The organism is Acinetobacter sp. JADD-222 (genome assembly GCF_049310645.1).
In genome coordinates this window covers 262124-280634 of record NZ_JBMOWI010000002.1, presented here as the reverse complement: position 1 = coordinate 280634, position 18511 = coordinate 262124, and the positions used below count along the sequence as shown (strand labels likewise).

Genomic DNA, 18511 nt, shown 5'->3' with positions numbered 1-18511 from the left:
GATAAGATATTGTTTATATTATTAATATATTACTTATAGATAATTATATAAGATACCTGTTAAGTACCTTAAGCTATTGCCTCGGTAAGATCATTGAACCATATGATGCTAACCATCGATGTATCCTAATATACATCGAAATTTGCTTAGGCTAAAGTTACGCCAATATAGTTAAATATTAACTAAGCAATCTACCTCCCTACATTCCACAGGAAGCAAACCAAAATCTTGTAATTGCTGTAAACTTGGTGAGTCAAAAGAACTGAAATTTGAATCACGATTTTTGTGTTGTTGACTCTCGGAAAAGTCCTCATCTGTTTCATCCAATAAGTAAAACTCATTTGCTCGTAGGGTTGGATCAATCATAAAAATGCAGCTATATATTTGTTGATGATATGAACGAGGCATAATACTGAAAGGCTTCAACTGCTTAATATTACTTTGCTTAGCAAGGAACGGATAAAGCTTATTGTTTGCAATCAATGTCAGTAAAAAACTAATTAAGAAGGTAACACTTTGAATTTCTTGTTCGAAGAATCTACTCAAATCGCGATCATTTATCTGAAGCAAAGAACTTAGCTTAAGGTTTTTTTCAAGCCTCTTGAGATCATATACTTCTACAACATCAAAATTTAGTAATAATTGCTTCAATCTAGTTGAGGAGGAATATAACTCTAAACTCCACTGCTCCAAATAACACTGAAATAATGCGCAAGCCATTAAAGCGTTAGCAAAATTATTCGACTTGGTGTCCAACTCATTATAACTTATGACTTCTTTCAACCACTTCTTAGCTACAGGGTGCTTTTTTAATTCAAAGTAACCACTCAATAAATTAAGAACAAGCTTCTTTTCTAAATCATCCTGAGCCATTCTGGATGAATTTTCAAAATTGAATACCGTTCGCTGGCATAAGCGATCACTCAAGATTCTAGGTTCATGCTGTATCAAACTGATATATGCTGAATGTGGATCTTGTCTAAAATTTAAATAATAGTCCAATTCTCTATTAAAGGTTTCAAACAACTGAAGTAAACGACCTACCCGTTGTACTTCAAAAAGCTGAGTGGGTTTACTTTTCTCAATATAAAATCGACCATATCGAGCTTTATCCCCCCAAAGCTCATGCGATAAGTTGAGTGCGTAAAATGGATTCATTCGACTGATAATCTTGCTTGATTGAGTCCCATCGACTCGTGTACGAATGAGTCCCTGTTGCTTTAATTTTTTGATACACCGAAAGATCGCATCTTTAGACAGTCCTGTTTTATGCTTTAATTTATGAATTCCGCATTTATTGGTAATTCCAAATTGATTACTATGTCTAACCAATACCATTAATACCAATGCCGTTTTGAAATCTATTTTTCCAAATAATATCGGTTTAGTATGTTGTAAGTGATGTACATAAAAGTCATTTAATTTGGTATCGACAAGGTGAAAAAAAAGAGCCTTCAGCGGAAGTTCATGATTCATCATCTTAGAGAACCATCGCTCTTTCTCAAAATCACCTATCGTTTTTACACTCCCCCAAAGACCAAACATTTCAATATCTATTCTTACAAATTCTTTGCAAGATTTTTCATCAATTCCTCTAACAATTATTTGATGCTCTTGTAACTCATTCAGCGTTGTCTGCAATTTTTTATCATGAAATACAAACTTCTTTGCACTCATTGCAGATGTTAAACAAAATTCTTGCCCTCCATACATTTGAATTATTTGGAGTAACAACCATCGTGCTGTTGGGCTCAAAGTAATAGGAGAAAATTCATGAGCAAGTAAAAAAAGTAAAAATCTATCTTCCATGAAGCTATCGAACACTACCCACTTGTAATTTCACAAATATGGATGATAAAACTCATATACGCAACCATTAAAATTTAGTAAATATTAATTTAACATTATAGTTAACATTAACTTACTAATAAGTTAATATTATTCCTGTTATTAATTTCATAAGAAATGCTCATCATGACAAGACCATACGAACATTTTGAAAATTGGATGAAGAAAGACAGTAAAGCTAAGGAAGATTTCATCCAAAAAAATAAAGATGCATGGAGCAAATTAATCCCAAAACAATTTACAGTGTCTATATCCCAACCCCAAATCCTATTCGGTTATGATCAAGAACAAGCCATACTTTCGACAAAAGAATTTGTCGCCGCATCTAAAGATTTCTATGAAACCATTCGTAAAAAATTTAGGGAGCACAAGCACCAAACCTCTAAACAGCACAAAAGCCGTATTCAGGCAAGAATAAGTAAAAGCTCAACATCCAAGCTTGAACAAATCAAAAAAAAGCTTGAACATAGCAGTGCTTCAGGGACACTTGAACATGTCATTAATAGTTTTGATGAAGACAAATTAAAGCAACAAATTCAAATTAATAAATTACAGGAACAAATTCAAAAACTGCGAGATTTTGAAGCGTATCTAAATAGTAAGCACAAATTAGAGCTTGAGACAGCACATGCACTCAATCAGAAAATTCAGGATTACTTATTCAGCCAATGGGTTTCAACCCAGCAAAAATTGGAAGTCCTAGAAAACCAATTTCCGAATGAAGATGACCTTGACCAAATTTATGCTTCTCAAAGTGACGAAGAAAAGGAGAACTCTCGTAGGATAATAAAATCGAATTTACAATCTGATTTTAATAACAACCTTCTCCGCATAAAAGCGACACTGGAACTCAAATCAGAAACCACAAATCCCCTTCATACAACTCTTGCGCCTATTTCTGAAAACGATTACCCACCTATTTATCCACGACCTTCAGGATTTACTAAACAAGGAGAAATTATTCATGATGGCATAGAAGAAAAAACTGATAACAAACAGAGAGCTGTGCCAGAGTACCTTACAAACCCAATAAAACTATTCACCAACAAATAAGCTTAAATTGGATTCAATATTTCCTTCAATATTTCAGGCTGTTCCCTCAGCCAATGAATGATCGTTTCATCCAAATACACGGTGTTGTTATATGGTATTTTGTAATTCAAATGCTTAAGCATGAATGAAGGATTTTTTGAATGAAGAATACTGTCTAATTTTTTAATTTCAGTTTGAATTTTATCGATCTTTTTAGCTCTTACAGCAGATGTTACTTTTTTACGTTTTATTGAATTATCTAAAAGTGGTTCAGACTTGAGCGTATCTTCTTGTTCAAGTTTTTGAAGCTCCGCTTGCATCAAGTTCATTTGAGATTTGATCCAAATGAGATCATATTTTTCAAACTCTTTTATTAATATAGGAATTATTGAAGTGACCGCCTGATTCAGGCTATCCCATTTATGCCCACGTTGAGCAAGTTGCTCACGTAAAACGCTAAGTATTATTTCACGTCTTGGGTATAAATTTTTAGTGTGACTTGCCATCGCTGCCCTTACTGCTTTGGCTTGTCTTTCAAGCGTCGAGTTATAGATTAAATATAGCTCTCCACCCAATGCATCCACATACGCCATTAAAATGTTTGAATAATGATTTTTTTGGAGCGTCTTTTTTAACTGATCCATCCCTTGTCTTAAGCTATTGATCTGAGTAAGAAGTTCAAAAATTTGAGTAGGCTTAAAAGGAATTGATTTAAGATCGCCACTCGCCTCTATCAGACTTAAGGCTTGCTCACTGAGTGAAAAATCATTATCTTTCATTCGAAGCATAATTTTTTCTTTCATAGCTGCATATAATGGATTCCCAAACTCTGCCACCAAATCACACTGATAGTAGTAACAGAAATTTTCAACAATGTTTTGTTCAAGTAATGCTAAATCTGAAGTTATTTTTGATTCCATAATTTTTTAATCCTTTATTTAACAAAACATTATAACCTGATAATGCTAAATTTTTTTTATACATGAGTACTGATCTACTTTAATCCTTTTCTAAATTTTATAGTGACCTCATCAACAAACAGAACTAATGACTTAAAAATACGCGTTGCTCTCTGACCTGTATTTAAAGCTGGAAATTAGTTCTTTCATCTAATTGTTATTACTACAAAAGGATCAAAGGTATGGGCTACTTAACATCTAAAGAAATTCGCCACAAACTTAAAAATTGCTCTCCTTCAACATTATGGCGTTACCAACAACCTAATCAAAAAATGTTCGAACAACCGATGCCACAACCTATTAAAAAATGTGCTGGCTCTTCTAGTCTTTGGGATGAAGAAATGTTTAATGAATGGCTACTCAAATATTTCAATAACAACCAAATGAGTAATCTGTCTAGCTAGACAGATTACTTAACTTTTTCCACCATTTTTTATAAGCTTTCGACATCTCTTTTTGATAATCATAATAGTCATATGTCCCCTGTTCCCCAGGCATCACATGACCAACCATCAGTTCCGCAACATCCCTACTCGTAAACGCACTGAAATTTGTCCTTGCTGTACGCCGTAAATCATGCATAGACCAATGATCCATTTCAAATTTATAATTCTTCCTTGCAAATTGCATGAAGTTATAAGGGGTATCTGTTGGCCCACTACGCCCCATTGGCTCTTTGCCATTTTCATGTGGGAAAATGTATTCAGAATTACTCAAATCCATTGCAGACTGAAGCCACGGTTTGATCTCATCAATAATAGGTCGAACAATGTCCCCTTTACTTTCTCCTGTCTTATGATTTTCATACGGTACTGTCCATGTATTTTTACTAAAATCAAAATCTGATTTCCGTGCAAGCCTCAACTCACTATATCGATTACCATAAAACAAACATAACTTGAGAAATAAAACATTCCTTAATGATGTTCTAGACTCATCACAAATTTTAAAAATTAAAGACAACTCATCATCTTGTAATACTCGAACAGTTTTATTTTTCTTAATATTCAAGTCACGTTTTCCAGTGATATGTCTTATAGGGTTTTGCTCAATTAATTTTCGATTGATCCCCCAATCCAAACACTGCTTTGTATTCGTAAGAATGCGATCAGTTATCGATGGCGACTGTTTAAATTGCTCTTCTAGTAAATCTAACCACATATGTAATGTGATTTGCTCAGCAGGTATGCCACCTAACTTTGGGAAAACATAAAGTTCAAATGATCTCAAATATTGATCTGCATTCTTTTTATTAGGAATACTATATTTCGCATGCCACTCACGAAATAACGCTTCAAAAGTTATAGCCTCTGTGATCTTGTGAAGTTCTACTTTTTTATGAATACGTGGGTCATGTCCCTTTTCTAAAATTGCTTTCATTTTCTGCAATTCAATACGAGCTTCTTTAAGGCTCATATTTGGATAGGTTCCCAAGTCTAAACGAGCTTGCTTATCGTTATATCGAAAACGCATCTGAAAAGTGAGCTTTCCTTTTTGCGATACACGAACGCTCAATCCATCTTGATCAGGCTCTGTATGTATAGCTGAACGTTCACGATCTAGATTCTTCTTAAGCCAAGTATCTGTTAAAGGCATTTTACTCCACCTGTGTACATATTTTTTTTCAAGTAGCTAATTCTAGAAAATATGTACACACATATGTACACAAACATACTGACTAGACTTGAAATCCATTGAACGGGGTTGAAAGATATATCAGATAAAGAATAGCAATATTTTTATATTTTTACAGTACTTACAATGATTTTATTATTATATTTGAAATAGGTTGAATGGGCTTGAATAGATATCAAATATTTGGGTGGGAAATAATAGCAAATGTGCGTCGTTGAGCGACCTGTGCCGCTAACTCATCTTTAAAACTCATGAAATACACCTACTGCGGAGATTGCAGTGCCAAAGATCTAAAGTCGATCAAAATAAAAATTGGCGTAATTGTAGCAGATTTATAGGTACTGTTTAGAGATTGTTGAGTTGTCTGCCCGTGTTTTCATGTCGGGAATATTTTTCGTGAAGCCCTAAAGAACTCATAGCATTCACCATTAAAAAAGCCTGTTCAACATAAACAGGCTTTTTATGAATAAACTTAGAAACTTATGCCAATTTCTTTTCATCAATAAATTGAACATCGGCAATTTGGGCATCCCAAAATTCAGTCCACAATGCACAATAATCAAGACATAATTTGGTTAAACTTTCATAGTCACTTGGAGTAATCGCTTGTGCTAATGCAAACCACAAGTCGTCTTGATGGTCATCATCAGCAGCTTCAGCCGTTTCATCCGTAGATACACCATGTACATGGTAGTAACCACCACCTTCAACATCGATATTTACGAATTTGGTTGCTTGACGTAATGGAGGACTAAAAAGAATGACTTCCTCCTCTGCAACAGCTAATAATGCCACGACGTTAATATAACTATCATAAGAAGATTCTAAAAATGATTTAACCTGATCTGCAAATTTTGATGGTTTATAATTACGACGGTCAAGCTCCGTTAAACCATAATCATTAAGTAAATCTTCATATAAAGGATAATGAGCATATTCAGGATTACCCAGATAGTAATTATCTTTATCTAAACCAGGGCGAAAACCAAACTCATCAAGTATATTTAAACTTAATAATACCCGTGGATACATCTTTGCCCCAGAGTGGAGTTTAGGTTCCAATTGTTTTGTTAAAAATTGAGCCTTTAATAAAGCATCAGTAAAAATTTGTACAATCGCATGACGATATTCTAAATGAATAAGAGTCAAACGTTGTTTATCAAGATATCCACCGTTTAACAGTTCAATAGCAGGATGGTTGCAAACTGGTAACTCTGCAATCGTGTTTCTTAACTGTTTAAGAAATTGTAAATTTTCATCCCATTGTTTTGCAGGAATACTATTTCTCATCCCCTGCAATGCTTTTTCTCTTGGATTATTAAAGTCTTCAAATTTTTTTAACATAATCATTCTCTGTAAAAAGTTTTTCTTATAGTTAAGTTACAGGCTCTCTCTTTATTACAATTTTGCATTCAATTGCTAAAATAAATTCCGCACACCCATACTTAACAAGTTGATACTATGTGTATTATCTCAACAAATCAACGGATTAATTAATAATATTTAAAAAAGTAAACTATTGCCAATTAAATATATAATATGTTGTTTTTTAAATTAACCAAGCTATTGAATAAATATAATTTTTTAAATACTATAAAATAAGTTTTATTTAAGCTTATACACTTTACAATAGCAAAGTTAATCAAAAAATATCCGCAACGGGGAACCCGATGACAAAAAGAGAAACTATTATAACAACTGCAACATCCCTCTTTAACCAAAAAAGCTATACTTCTATTGGTGTTGATCGCATTATTGCTGAGTCAAATGTTGCAAAAATGACTTTTTATAAATACTTTTCTTCTAAAGAAGCCTTAATTGAAGAATGTCTTTATAAAAGAAATTTAGAGATCCAATATTCAATATTGGAAAAAATAAAAAACATCAACAACCCATTGATTAAATTAAAAAAGATATTTCATTGGTATATCGACTGGATTAATACAGATGACTTTAATGGCTGCTTATTTAAAAAAGCGACCATCGAAGTCATGCAATTGTACCCTTCTATTAAGCATCAAATTAATGAGTATCGGGAGTGGATTTACTCATTAGTTTTCTCAGCTCTTTCAGAGTTAGAAGTAGAAAACACAAAAATCCTAACAGGCCTCTTTCTTAACATTGTAGATGGAATCATTATTGATGGCACTATAAATAAAGGAAAGATTAACCCAGAACAAACGTGGTCTTATATAAACAAAATTATTGAATTAGAAACAGTTCAAGAGTATGCAACTATTTAATTTATAAATTAATTAAGTTTTTATATTTTAATAAAGATAGAAGTTATTTTTTGTTCGGTGGAGTCTACTCTCTAACTCCACCCAAAATCTATTCACTCCCTAAAAATTAATATTTTTATTTAGTTCTATCTTCATTAATTCTAATTATTATATAAACTTCACAATATTTTATAACAACCCTTTTAACCCCTTATATTTTATAAAATATAAACATAAATTTATTAGAATTACTTTATACTTACAGTATATATTTATAAATTATTATATGTAAAATACTCAACTAACTGAGAAGCTAATACTATTCACTACTACAAATATATAGGTGTGTTTTAGCAGATAAATTTATTTTAATTAATTGTTCTTTAAAGATAAAATTAAAAGGAAATGTTAAGTTTAAAAAATCGATATAGAAAAGATTAAGCGAAGTGAGCGCCTTGAGATTCAATCAGTTGATCGACGTGAACAGGCATTCCTAATAAATAACCCTGAAATTGCTGACAACCCAAACGGGTTAAAATCTCAACTTGCTGTTGAGTTTCCACCCCTTCCGCTGTTACGGTTAAACCTAACTTTTTAGCTAAATGTATTATACTTTCTAATATAACTTCTTCTTTTGAGCCTGGTTTTAAGTCAACGATAAAACCACGATCAATTTTCAATTCATCTACAGGTAAATCTTTTAAATATAAAAAGCTTGAATGGCCTGTTCCAAAATCATCAATTGCGACTCGAATGCCCATATCACGTAGTCGCTCACAAGCACGAATACTTAAATCGATATGTCGCATTGCAGTTGATTCAGTAATCTCAACAATTAAGTGATGAGGTTGAATTTGATATTTTTTCAATAATGCTTCGAGTGTACTAAATAATTTTTTATTTTCGAACTGTAGTGCAGATAGGTTTACTGCGACTGGATAAAATGGGGTGTTACTGCGTTCCCACTCTTGAATTTGCAGGCAAGCTTGCTCAAGTGCCCAATATCCCATGGGAATGATCAAACCCGTTTTTTCTGCACCTTCTATGAACATATGCGGTGTGAGTATTCCTAAAGCTGGATGATTCCAACGGATTAATGCTTCAACGCCACAGACCTCAAGGTTCGTATTAAATTTTGGTTGGTAATATAGGATGAACTGCTTTTCTTCTACGGCCTTATAAAGATCATTGATCAGTTTTGACTGACTTCTCGTTTCTTGTTGATGGGTTGAATAACTAAAGATGGTGTAAGTATTTCGGCCTTGTTCTTTAGACATGAGCATCGCGGCATCAGCATTCATGAGTAAGTCCTGAACATTTTGTCCATGCTCAGGAAATAGTGCCACTCCTAAGCTTGCAGAGATATTAATTTCTTTACCAGAAATCTGATAACTCTCTTGAATCAGCTGTAAAACTTTCTCAGCCAAAATAACTGCTTCATCGGCATTTGTATTTTCAGCAATAAGTAAAAACTCATCACCGCCAATTCTAAGTAGTTTGCACTTCTCATTGAGTTGCCAATGTAAGCGGTTCGCCATCTGAATAAGTAATTGATCACCCACATGATGTCCAAATGCATCATTCACCGATTTAAATCGGTCTAAATCAATATATAAGAAAGCAATTTTCTGGTCTTTGTATCGATGATCTGAAAGTAATACTTCAGCATAATCCACTAAATAAAGGCGGTTAGGTAATTTGGTTAAATTGTCTTGTATAGATAAGTTAGCTAATTCTTTATTTGCCTTACGCAGCTCTAAATTCTGTTGAGTAAGGCGTTGCTCTAACATTGCAACAATAAAACTTGCTACGAGTACCAAACAGGTGACTAGAATAATTGTAAATAATAATAAGTCATGCTCAGCCTGATATTGGCTAATAAATTTATCAGTAATATTCGTCGCAATAAGCGCTGTGTAGTGCATCCCCATAATACTTAAGGTCATCATAACCGAAAATGCGATTTTTAAAGTTAAGCGATATCGTTCAGTGTCTTTTAATTTATAGGCGAGTAAAAACGCTAGCCCTGAACCACTCATTGCAATTAATACAGAAAATAAAAGTAAAAACGAAGTGTAATCTTTTTTATAAACATTAATATTCCAGCCCAACATGCTAATGTAATATGAAGCTGAAATTCCGATTCCCATAATAATCGAGCTCAAAATGAGTCTAAATAAAGGGAGCGTAAAACGCGAAGTCAACCACATCGCAATGCAAGATAACAATGCACTAATGGCATAAGAAATTGCAATTAAAGGAATATTAGAGTGAGCAGTATCAAACAGATGATAAGCTTGTATACCAACAATATGGACGATGCTAATTGCTAAGGCGAGTAGCAATCCATTAATAAATAAAATTAAGGACTCAAATTTCTTATAGACTTGCTTGAATATTAGCTGCTCCATGGAAATTACAATATAACAAATGAAGCCAGCTGCAATAAAAGAGCCGACGATCAATGTGCTATCGTAATCAACATGACCCATATTGGACTTCCATGATTATTCAATACTTTTTTTTATTTTGTTCAACTCATTGCCCAAAATACAATTAAACATGTTAAAGAAATTTTAGTAAATTTGACTTATTCAGTCAGTTATAAACAATAACATTATCTATCTTTTGGTCAAGTATTTTTTACTTTATAAATCAATAAAGTAAATAAAAATTAAGCAGCCAATTATATGAAAAATATAGAATTTATTTAATCTAGTCAAGTTGACCTAATCGCAATTTTCGCATTCAAATAAAATAGTATAAATAAAGAACCCTGCTTAAAGCAGGGTTCTTTTAAAGCGTTAGATAAAGAAAATTAGTTCTTTTCTTTGTCTACGATTTTGTTTGCTTGAATCCATGGCATCATTGCACGCAACTTATTACCAGTTACTTCAATACCATGTGCAGCATTTTGACGACGACGAGCAGTCATAGATGGGTAGTTTAACGCACCTTCTTGAATGAACATCTTAGCGTACTCACCAGATTGAATACGTTTCAATGCATTACGCATTGCTTCACGAGATTGTTCGTTGATTACTTCAACACCAGTTACATATTCGCCGTACTCAGCATTGTTAGATACTGAGTAGTTCATGTCAGCGATACCACCCTCGAACATTAAGTCAACGATCAATTTAAGTTCGTGTAAACATTCGAAGTAAGCCATTTCTGGTGCATAACCAGCTTCAACTAAAGTTTCGAAGCCCATTTTCACTAATTCAACCGCACCACCACAAAGAACTGCTTGCTCACCGAATAAGTCAGTTTCAGTTTCTTCACGGAATGAAGTTTCGATAATACCTGTACGGCCGCCGCCTACGCCAGAAGCATAAGAAAGAGCAACGTTACGTGCATTACCAGAAGCATCTTGGTGAATTGCGATTAGGTCAGGAACACCTGAACCACGTTGGAACTCTGAACGTACAGTGTGACCAGGTGCTTTTGGAGCAACCATGATTACGTCTAAATCTTTACGTGGAACAACTTGGTTGTAAAGAACAGAGAAACCATGAGCAAATGCAAGAGTCGCGCCTTCTTTGATGTTTGGCTCAATCACGTCACGGTAAAGTTGTGATTGGAATTCATCTGGAGTCAAAATCATTACGAGGTCAGCTTGCTTAACAGCAGCAGGAACTTCTGCAACTTTAAGACCTGCATTTTCAGCTTTCTTCCAAGAAGCTGAATCTGCACGTAAACCTACAGTTACGTCTACGCCTGAGTCTTTAAGGTTAAGTGCATGAGCATGACCTTGAGAACCGTAACCAATAATCGCTACTTTCTTGCCTTGGATGATTGATAAGTCACAGTCTTTATCGTAAAAAATTTGCATTTGTGTTCTCCGCTAAAATACTTTTTAAAAAATTAAATGGCTAATACTTTTTCGCCACGGGCGATACCAGATACACCTGAACGAACGACTTCTAGAATAGTGTTTTCTGCAAGCGCATCGATAAAACCATCTAATTTTTCAGTTGTCCCTGCTATTTGAATGGTATAGGTAGTTGGTGTCACGTCTACAATCTGCGCACGGAAAATATCCGCCGTTCGCTTAATTTCAGCACGTGAAGCACCTAACGCTTTTACTTTAATCAGCATCAGTTCACGCTCAATGTGTGAACCTTCTGATAAATCAACTACTTTTACAACTTCAACAAGTTTATTGAGCTGCTTTGTAATCTGTTCAATCTTATGGTCATCACCATAAGTTGTTAATGTTAAGCGTGACAAAGTTGGGTCTTCGGTTGGCGCAACATTCAGTGTTTCAATGTTATATCCACGTTGGCTAAATAAACCAACAAGGCGAGAAAGCGCACCAGCTTCGTTTTCAACGAGTACAGAAATAATATGTCTCATTATGTACGCTCCCCTTTACCTAACCACATATCCTTCATAGACTGACCTGCGATCAGCATTGGATAAACATGTTCCGTGCGATCAACCATGACATTAATGAATACACATTTATCATTAATCGCCATTGCTTCAGCAAGCTTCGACTCTAGTTCATTAGCATGATCAATCTGGATACCAACGTGACCATAAGCTTCCATTAACTTGCCAAAATCAGGCAATGATTCAACGTATGAGCTTGAGTGACGGCCCTCATAGTTCATATCTTGCCACTGCTTCACCATACCTAAAGCACGGTTATTCAAGCACAAGATCTTCACATTCATGCCATATTGCTTACACGTTGAAAGCTCTTGAATACACATTTGAATTGAAGCTTCACCAGTAATACAAACAACTTGTTGATCTGGGAAAGCGAGCTTCGCAGCCATTGCATAAGGTAAACCTACGCCCATGGTGCCCAATCCGCCTGAGTTAATCCATTGACGTGGACGTTTGTATTTGTAATACAACGCACCAAACATTTGGTGTTGGCCCACATCTGAAGTGATGATGGCGTCACCGTTAGTGACTTTATATAAAGCTTCAACAACTTGCTGTGGCTTCATTGTGCCATCGGTCGGGGTTTCAAACTTTAAACCATGAACTTTACGCCATTCATTAATTTGATCCCACCACGCAGCAATTGCTTCAGGGTTTGGCTTAGACACATTTAATTGTTTCAATTGCGTCAACATTTCCTGAAGTACAGGCTCAACTGCCCCTACAATTGGAATGTGCGCCATAATTGTTTTTGAAATGCTCGCCGGATCAATATCAATATGAATAACTTTAGCATTCACACAGAATTTTGCTGGGTTATTGGTTACTCGGTCATCAAAACGCGCACCAATTGCAAGAATGACGTCAGCATTATGCATCGCCATATTTGCTTCATAAGTACCGTGCATACCTAACATACCCACGAATTGTGGATCATCACCAGGGAAGCCACCAAGGCCCATAAGTGTGTTAGTTACTGGATAACCTAGTAAATGTGCGAGTTCAGTCAATAATGCTGATGCATTACCTTGAACAACACCACCACCCGTATAAATTACAGGGCGTTTTGCACTTAAAAGCTCATCAATTGCTTTACGAATTTGGCCAGAATGACCACGTGAAGGTGGCTGATAAGAACGCATCTTCACTTTTTCAGGATATTCGTACGCAAATTTTTCTGCAGGATTTGTCGCATCTTTAGGAATATCGACTACAACTGGACCAGGGCGACCACTTGCTGCGATATAAAATGCTTTTTTGATAATTGCAGGAATTTCGCTTGCATGACGAACTTGGAAGCTGTGTTTCACGATAGGACGTGAAATACCTACCATATCAGTTTCTTGGAAAGCGTCTTCACCAATAAGATGTGATGCAACCTGGCCAGACAAAATCACCATTGGGATTGAGTCCATATAAGCTGTTGCAATTGGAGTCACAGTATTAGTTGCGCCAGGTCCAGAAGTGACCAGTACTACGCCAGTCTTACCTGTAGCACGCGAGTAAGCATCTGCCATATGACCAGCAGCTTGTTCATGACGTACGAGGTAATGATTGATTTTGTCTTGTTGAAATAGCGCATCATAAATATGTAATACAGCGCCGCCTGGATAACCAAAAACATGTTCAACGCCTTCGTCCGCAAGAGCACGAACGAGCATTTCACCACCAGATAAAAGTTCCAACGTGATTCACCCTAAAATCTTTATCACTATTTATGGAAGGCACAAATAGTGTTTCATTCATTGAATTGTCTGCACTGTTATAGCACACATATTGTCTAGTTTTCGTTGCAATAGAAAAATTTCTGTTTTTCAGCCGTATAAGCTTTTTTAACATTAATAAAGCATGTCTGGATATACATACTTTAAGTAAAATCAATCTCTCGGCTAGAGAGAATGTCTATTACAAAACATGACGGTTATTCGAAGGGTGATCAAATAATCGCATATAAAACTAAAGGAAGCATTTTTGTTGTTTAATTCACTAAAGTCAAGATTAAAGAAACACTTTTCTATGATTATTTTTTAACTGGCTATTTTTTCATCTTATTTGATTTTTCCACTTTTCTTTTTTTATGATTACCCCGCTTTTTTTAGGTTTATTCTTGTTTAATTTTTAACGGAAAATAAATCCATCCCAAAACTGCATTTTTGTCGATTTTGCGCTATGCTGTGCAACAATCTTTAATATCAATTTTTGTTGTATAGCTTACGTCTATGACTATTTCTCACATTGACCCCGAATATCAAGCAAACACGATTGAACCATCAGTTCAACAAGATTGGGAAAATCGTAAAGTCTTTAAAGTTGCCGACACTGTCGAAGGTAAACATCGTTACATCCTGTCAATGTTTCCTTACCCAAGCGGCAAGCTGCATATGGGGCATGTGCGTAACTATACAATTGGCGATGTGATTAGCCGTTTCTATCGTTTAAAAGGTGAAACTGTATTACAACCTATGGGTTGGGATGCATTCGGTTTACCTGCAGAAAACGCAGCAATTGCCCATAAAGTTGCTCCGGCAAAATGGACATTTGAAAACATTGCGTACATGCGTGACCAATTAAAAAAATTAGGTCTATCTGTAGATTGGGATCGTGAATTTGCAACTTGTACACCAGAGTATTATCACTGGGAACAATGGTTATTTGTTCAGCTTTATAAAAAAGGCCTGATCTACCGTAAACTTTCAACAGTAAACTGGGATCCAGTTGACCAAACTGTTTTAGCAAACGAACAAGTTGAAAATGGTCGCGGATGGCGTTCTGGTGCATTGGTTGAAAAACGCGATATTCCAATGTACTACTTCCGTATTACTGACTATGCACAAGAATTATTAGACGACCTAGACACCCTACAAGACGGCTGGCCTCAACAAGTGTTGACCATGCAACGTAACTGGATTGGTCGCTCTACAGGCATGGAAATTACTTTCCCATCTGCCAATACCGAAATTTATGCTGATGGCTTAACTGTTTATACAACACGTGCTGACACGCTTATGGGCGTGACATATGTTGCCGTTGCAGCAGAACACCCTCTTGCGCTTAAAGCGGCTGAAAAGAACCCTGAATTGGCTGCATTCATTGAAGAGTGCCGCATGGGTTCAGTTGCAGAAGCGGACTTGGCAACAGCCGAGAAAAAAGGCATGGCGACAGGTTTGTTTGTAAAGCATCCTGTAACTGGTGAAGAGCTTCCTGTCTGGATCGCAAACTACGTATTAATGTCTTACGGTTCTGGCGCAGTGATGGCTGTACCAGCGCATGACGAACGTGACTTCGAATTTGCCAACAAGTTCAACTTGCCTATTAAGCAAGTAATTGATGCCAAAGGCGGTGACGATGCAGACTACTCTGCAATTGAGTGGCAAGAATGGTACGGTTCTAAAGAAGGTAAACTTGTTAACTCTGGTGAGTTTGATGGTTTAGAATTCCAAGCTGCATTTGATGCATTCCTTGCAAAATTAGAACCACAAGGTTTAGCAAATTCTAAAGTTCAATTCCGTTTACGTGACTGGGGTGTTTCTCGTCAACGTTACTGGGGTTGTCCAATTCCAATGATTAACTGTGATACTTGTGGTCAAGTCACAGTTCCAGAAGACCAGCTTCCAGTTGTATTACCAACTGACGTTGTTCCAGATGGTTCAGGTAACCCGCTTAATAAAATGCCTGAATTCTATGAAACGAAATGTCCTTGTTGTGGTGGCGATGCACGCCGTGAAACAGATACATTGGATACATTTGTAGAGTCATCTTGGTACTACGCACGCTATGCGTCTCCAGACTTCACTGGCGGAATGGTGAAACCTGAAGCTGCTCAAAACTGGCTTCCTGTAAACCAATATATTGGTGGTGTTGAACACGCGATTCTTCACTTACTTTATGCACGTTTCTTCCACAAATTAATGCGTGATGAAGGTGTAGTACAAGGTAATGAACCATTTACCAACTTGTTAACTCAAGGCATGGTGCTTGCGGATACATTCTATCGTGAAGCAGAAAATGGTAAGAAGACTTGGTTTAACCCTGCTGATATCGAATTAGAACGCGATGAAAAAGGTCGTATTCTTTCTGCAAAATATTCAGGTGACGGTCAAGAAGTTGTGATCGGCGGACAAGAAAAAATGTCTAAGTCGAAAAACAACGGTATCGACCCACAAGCGATTATTGATCAATACGGCGCAGATACAGCACGTGTATTTATGATGTTCGCTGCTCCACCAGATCAATCTTTAGAATGGTCTGATGCAGGTGTTGAAGGTGCAAACCGTTTCTTAAAACGTGTGTGGCGCCTTGTAGCGAGCTTCCTTGAAAAGGGCACCCAAGCTTCTACGATTGATGCAGCTAACTTGTCTAAAGACGCTCAAGATTTACGTCGCAAAACACACGAAACTATTCAAAAAGTAAGTGATGATATCGAACGTCGTCATGCATTCAATACTGCGATTGCTGCTTTGATGGAATTGTTAAATGCGAGCAACAAGTTTGAAGCAAAAGATGATAATGACGTTGCTGTAGAACGTGAAGCGATCACCACACTGTTAACTTTACTTGCTCCATTTGCACCACATTTAAGTCAAACATTATTGGCTCAGTTTGGTACAGATGTAACAGAAGCGACATTCCCTGAAGTCGATGCTTCTGCATTAACTCGTAATACACAAACGATTGTTGTACAGGTTAACGGTAAACTTCGCGGTAAACTTGAAGTTTCGGTTGATATTTCTAAAGAAGATCTATTAGCTCAAGCTAAAGCTCTTCCAGAAGTTCAACAATTCTTAACAGGACCAACAAAGAAAGAAATTGTGGTTCCAAATAAATTAGTTAACCTCGTGGTTTAATTAAAGTTATTAATGAGAGGATCAAGCATGCACTTTGCCAAACGTTTAGCCGCTGTTGTTTTGACCTTAGGCCTTAGTGCAGGCTTAGTCGGGTGTGGATTTCATTTAAAAGGAACCAACCCGACTGCAACTCCGCTTGTTTATAAAAAATTAAGCCTTGAGTTACCAGCTAAAACTGATGATTTAGAAACCCAGTTAAAAGTTTATTTAGCTGCAAATGGTGTTCAATTCAGCAATGATAATGATGCCTACGTACTCCGTGTTTTAGAGTACACACCACGTCGTCAGCTTTTAAATGGAAAACTAACGGAAGTATTATTACGCTTAACCGTAACCTTCCAGATTGAAGACCGTCAGGGTAATAAAATTACTGAACCACGTTCATTAACTGCATCTCGTAGTTACCAATATGATCTTGCAACGGTTAACACCGAAAATCAGCAAGAATCTTATTTGCAACGTATTGTGATCGATGACATTGCACAGCAAATTACTCGTCAGATTTCAGCAAACCGTTTACCAAAAGCTCAGCCTTAATCTTTATTTTTACCAGCAATGAAAATTGACTATTTACAAGCCTTAAAACGCATTCCGGAAGCACGGGGTGCGTGGATTTTACATGGCCAAGAACCTTTACTGGAACAAAATTTATTAGATGCTTTTCGTAAAAGTTGGCAACAACAAGAAGTTGAAAGACAGCGCTATGATATTAGTAGCGTGAGCGACTGGAAGAATGTTTTTAACGCTCTTAACAGCTTATCTTTATTTTCTCAGCAGCTTGCCATTGAAGTGCATGGCAATATAAAGCCTGACGCAAATGGACTAAAACAGCTTAAAAGCTATATTCAACATAATGAAACTAACCTGCTTTTAATTGTTTTACCTAAGCAAGATAGTAGTAGCTTAAAGTCTGCTTTTTTCCAAGTTGTGGAAGCAAATGGTGTTGTTGTTGCCCTAACGGCAAACTATCCGCAAGACCGCCAAAGAATTTTATCTGCCGAAGCAGAGAAACTTGAAATTCAACTCGATAATGATGCCTGGCAATGGCTCATGCAGCATCATGAACATAATTTGCTCGCAGCTAAGAATAGCTTGATGCGTGTAAGAGATACTTTTCCAGACCAACAACTGATTCAAATTGAACAGTTATATGCTTGTCTACAAGATCAATCTCGTTATACCACTTACGATTTAAGCGACGCGCTATTAGAAGGTAATCTCGCTCAATCCATTAAAATTTTTCAATATTTAATTGCTGCTGGCGAACCAGAAAGTCTAATTTTATGGACTTTAAGTAAAGAAATGCGTTTATTGATGCAATTATTTGAGCAGCCTCATAATGCATTACAACTTGGTATCTGGAAAACAAAGGTTGGTTTATATCAACAAGCTTTAAGAAGATTAAATCCTCAACAGTTTTTAGGCTGGTCTACCCTTCTATTGCAAGTTGATGCGGCAATTAAAGGAATGTCGAATGAAAATGCCCAACATTTGATGCAGCAGGCCATTGCTGAATTATGTGGTAAAACGCTATTTATACAATAATTCGGCGGAATCATTTTTCTTCATTCTT

At 36.1% G+C, this 18511-nt stretch carries 14 protein-coding genes and 1 pseudogene; 6 read left to right on the top strand and 9 right to left on the bottom strand.

The features are described from left to right. Positions 1-171 precede the first annotated feature (171 nt). Positions 172-1809 carry a hypothetical protein gene (locus ACO6UW_RS03290; RefSeq protein WP_042075172.1) on the bottom strand — a complete coding sequence of 546 codons (1638 nt, stop codon included), beginning with the start codon at positions 1807-1809 and terminating at the stop codon, positions 172-174. A gap of 165 nt (positions 1810-1974) precedes the next feature. Between ACO6UW_RS03290 and ACO6UW_RS03285 the strand changes: the two genes are divergently transcribed. Further along, a complete protein-coding gene (locus tag ACO6UW_RS03285; protein ID WP_002053248.1) occupies positions 1975-2901 on the top strand; it encodes a hypothetical protein in 927 nt (308 codons plus the stop codon). A 2-nt stretch (positions 2902-2903) separates the two neighbouring features. Here ACO6UW_RS03285 and ACO6UW_RS03280 read toward each other — a convergent pair whose 3' ends face one another. Then, on the bottom strand, positions 2904-3800 hold the full coding sequence (locus tag ACO6UW_RS03280; protein ID WP_042075174.1) for a hypothetical protein: 897 nt from the start codon (positions 3798-3800) through the stop codon (positions 2904-2906). Positions 3801-4021: 221 nt separating this feature from the next. Here ACO6UW_RS03280 and ACO6UW_RS03275 point away from each other — a divergent pair, with 221 nt between their 5' ends. Next, positions 4022-4243 (top strand): hypothetical protein, encoded by a 222-nt coding sequence (locus ACO6UW_RS03275; protein ID WP_000541019.1) that lies wholly within the window; start codon positions 4022-4024, stop codon positions 4241-4243. Here the strand turns inward: ACO6UW_RS03275 and ACO6UW_RS03270 are convergent. The 3 genes and pseudogenes from ACO6UW_RS03270 to ACO6UW_RS03260 all read right to left on the bottom strand — a co-directional run bounded on the left by ACO6UW_RS03270 (position 4236) and on the right by ACO6UW_RS03260 (position 6818). Further along, positions 4236-5435 (bottom strand): tyrosine-type recombinase/integrase, encoded by a 1200-nt coding sequence (locus tag ACO6UW_RS03270; RefSeq protein ID WP_002053261.1) that lies wholly within the window; start codon positions 5433-5435, stop codon positions 4236-4238. The two genes, ACO6UW_RS03275 and ACO6UW_RS03270, sit on opposite strands and share 8 nt — an antisense overlap. Before the next feature lie 220 nt (positions 5436-5655). Then, positions 5656-5727, bottom strand: a pseudogene (locus ACO6UW_RS03265) (hypothetical protein); the annotation flags it as partial. Between the two features lie 227 nt (positions 5728-5954). Next, a complete protein-coding gene (locus ACO6UW_RS03260) occupies positions 5955-6818 on the bottom strand; it encodes a hypothetical protein (protein ID WP_057076969.1) in 864 nt (287 codons plus the stop codon). A 326-nt stretch (positions 6819-7144) separates the two neighbouring features. On the opposite strand from ACO6UW_RS03260, the gene ACO6UW_RS03255 reads away from it, so the two are divergent. Continuing rightward, the gene (locus ACO6UW_RS03255; protein ID WP_057076970.1) at positions 7145-7717 is read left to right on the top strand and encodes a TetR/AcrR family transcriptional regulator; all 573 of its coding nucleotides are present in this window, start codon (positions 7145-7147) and stop codon (positions 7715-7717) included. A 416-nt stretch (positions 7718-8133) separates the two neighbouring features. Here the strand turns inward: ACO6UW_RS03255 and ACO6UW_RS03250 are convergent, their stop codons facing one another. From ACO6UW_RS03250 to ACO6UW_RS03235, 4 genes are all read right to left on the bottom strand, one after another. Beyond that, the gene (locus tag ACO6UW_RS03250) at positions 8134-10188 is read right to left on the bottom strand and encodes a bifunctional diguanylate cyclase/phosphodiesterase (RefSeq protein WP_005066201.1); all 2055 of its coding nucleotides are present in this window, start codon (positions 10186-10188) and stop codon (positions 8134-8136) included. A 326-nt stretch (positions 10189-10514) separates the two neighbouring features. Continuing rightward, positions 10515-11531, bottom strand: a complete 1017-nt coding sequence (gene ilvC, locus ACO6UW_RS03245) for a ketol-acid reductoisomerase (RefSeq protein WP_002115094.1) — start codon at positions 11529-11531, stop codon at positions 10515-10517. 32 nt (positions 11532-11563) lie between these two features. Beyond that, the gene (gene ilvN, locus ACO6UW_RS03240; protein WP_002114824.1) at positions 11564-12055 is read right to left on the bottom strand and encodes an acetolactate synthase small subunit; all 492 of its coding nucleotides are present in this window, start codon (positions 12053-12055) and stop codon (positions 11564-11566) included. After that, the gene (locus ACO6UW_RS03235) at positions 12055-13779 is read right to left on the bottom strand and encodes an acetolactate synthase 3 large subunit (RefSeq protein ID WP_017482044.1); all 1725 of its coding nucleotides are present in this window, start codon (positions 13777-13779) and stop codon (positions 12055-12057) included. The genes ilvN and ACO6UW_RS03235 overlap by 1 nt, the downstream gene beginning before the upstream one ends. 534 nt (positions 13780-14313) lie before the next feature. On the opposite strand from ACO6UW_RS03235, the gene leuS reads away from it, so the two are divergent. The 3 genes from leuS to holA are packed head-to-tail and all read left to right on the top strand — an operon-like array spanning position 14314 to position 18483. Further along, positions 14314-16938 carry a leucine--tRNA ligase gene (gene leuS / locus ACO6UW_RS03230; RefSeq protein WP_065388065.1) on the top strand — a complete coding sequence of 875 codons (2625 nt, stop codon included), beginning with the start codon at positions 14314-14316 and terminating at the stop codon, positions 16936-16938. 27 nt (positions 16939-16965) lie between these two features. Then, a complete protein-coding gene (gene lptE / locus ACO6UW_RS03225; protein ID WP_002115142.1) occupies positions 16966-17475 on the top strand; it encodes an LPS assembly lipoprotein LptE in 510 nt (169 codons plus the stop codon). Between the two features lie 18 nt (positions 17476-17493). Continuing rightward, positions 17494-18483: a DNA polymerase III subunit delta gene (gene holA, locus ACO6UW_RS03220; RefSeq protein ID WP_017398822.1), complete on the top strand. Its 990-nt coding sequence runs from the start codon at positions 17494-17496 to the stop codon at positions 18481-18483. Positions 18484-18511 lie beyond the last annotated feature (28 nt).

Coding starts and splice junctions, on each gene's coding strand:
- ACO6UW_RS03290 (WP_042075172.1), bottom strand. CDS start 1,809: ATGGAAGATAGATTTTTACTTTTTTTACTTGCTCATGAATTTTCTCCT.
- ACO6UW_RS03285 (WP_002053248.1), top strand. CDS start 1,975: ATGACAAGACCATACGAACATTTTGAAAATTGGATGAAGAAAGACAGT.
- ACO6UW_RS03280 (WP_042075174.1), bottom strand. CDS start 3,800: ATGGAATCAAAAATAACTTCAGATTTAGCATTACTTGAACAAAACATT.
- ACO6UW_RS03275 (WP_000541019.1), top strand. CDS start 4,022: ATGGGCTACTTAACATCTAAAGAAATTCGCCACAAACTTAAAAATTGC.
- ACO6UW_RS03270 (WP_002053261.1), bottom strand. CDS start 5,435: ATGCCTTTAACAGATACTTGGCTTAAGAAGAATCTAGATCGTGAACGT.
- ACO6UW_RS03260 (WP_057076969.1), bottom strand. CDS start 6,818: ATGTTAAAAAAATTTGAAGACTTTAATAATCCAAGAGAAAAAGCATTG.
- ACO6UW_RS03255 (WP_057076970.1), top strand. CDS start 7,145: ATGACAAAAAGAGAAACTATTATAACAACTGCAACATCCCTCTTTAAC.
- ACO6UW_RS03250 (WP_005066201.1), bottom strand. CDS start 10,188: ATGGGTCATGTTGATTACGATAGCACATTGATCGTCGGCTCTTTTATT.
- ilvC (WP_002115094.1), bottom strand. CDS start 11,531: ATGCAAATTTTTTACGATAAAGACTGTGACTTATCAATCATCCAAGGC.
- ilvN (WP_002114824.1), bottom strand. CDS start 12,055: ATGAGACATATTATTTCTGTACTCGTTGAAAACGAAGCTGGTGCGCTT.
- leuS (WP_065388065.1), top strand. CDS start 14,314: ATGACTATTTCTCACATTGACCCCGAATATCAAGCAAACACGATTGAA.
- lptE (WP_002115142.1), top strand. CDS start 16,966: ATGCACTTTGCCAAACGTTTAGCCGCTGTTGTTTTGACCTTAGGCCTT.
- holA (WP_017398822.1), top strand. CDS start 17,494: ATGAAAATTGACTATTTACAAGCCTTAAAACGCATTCCGGAAGCACGG.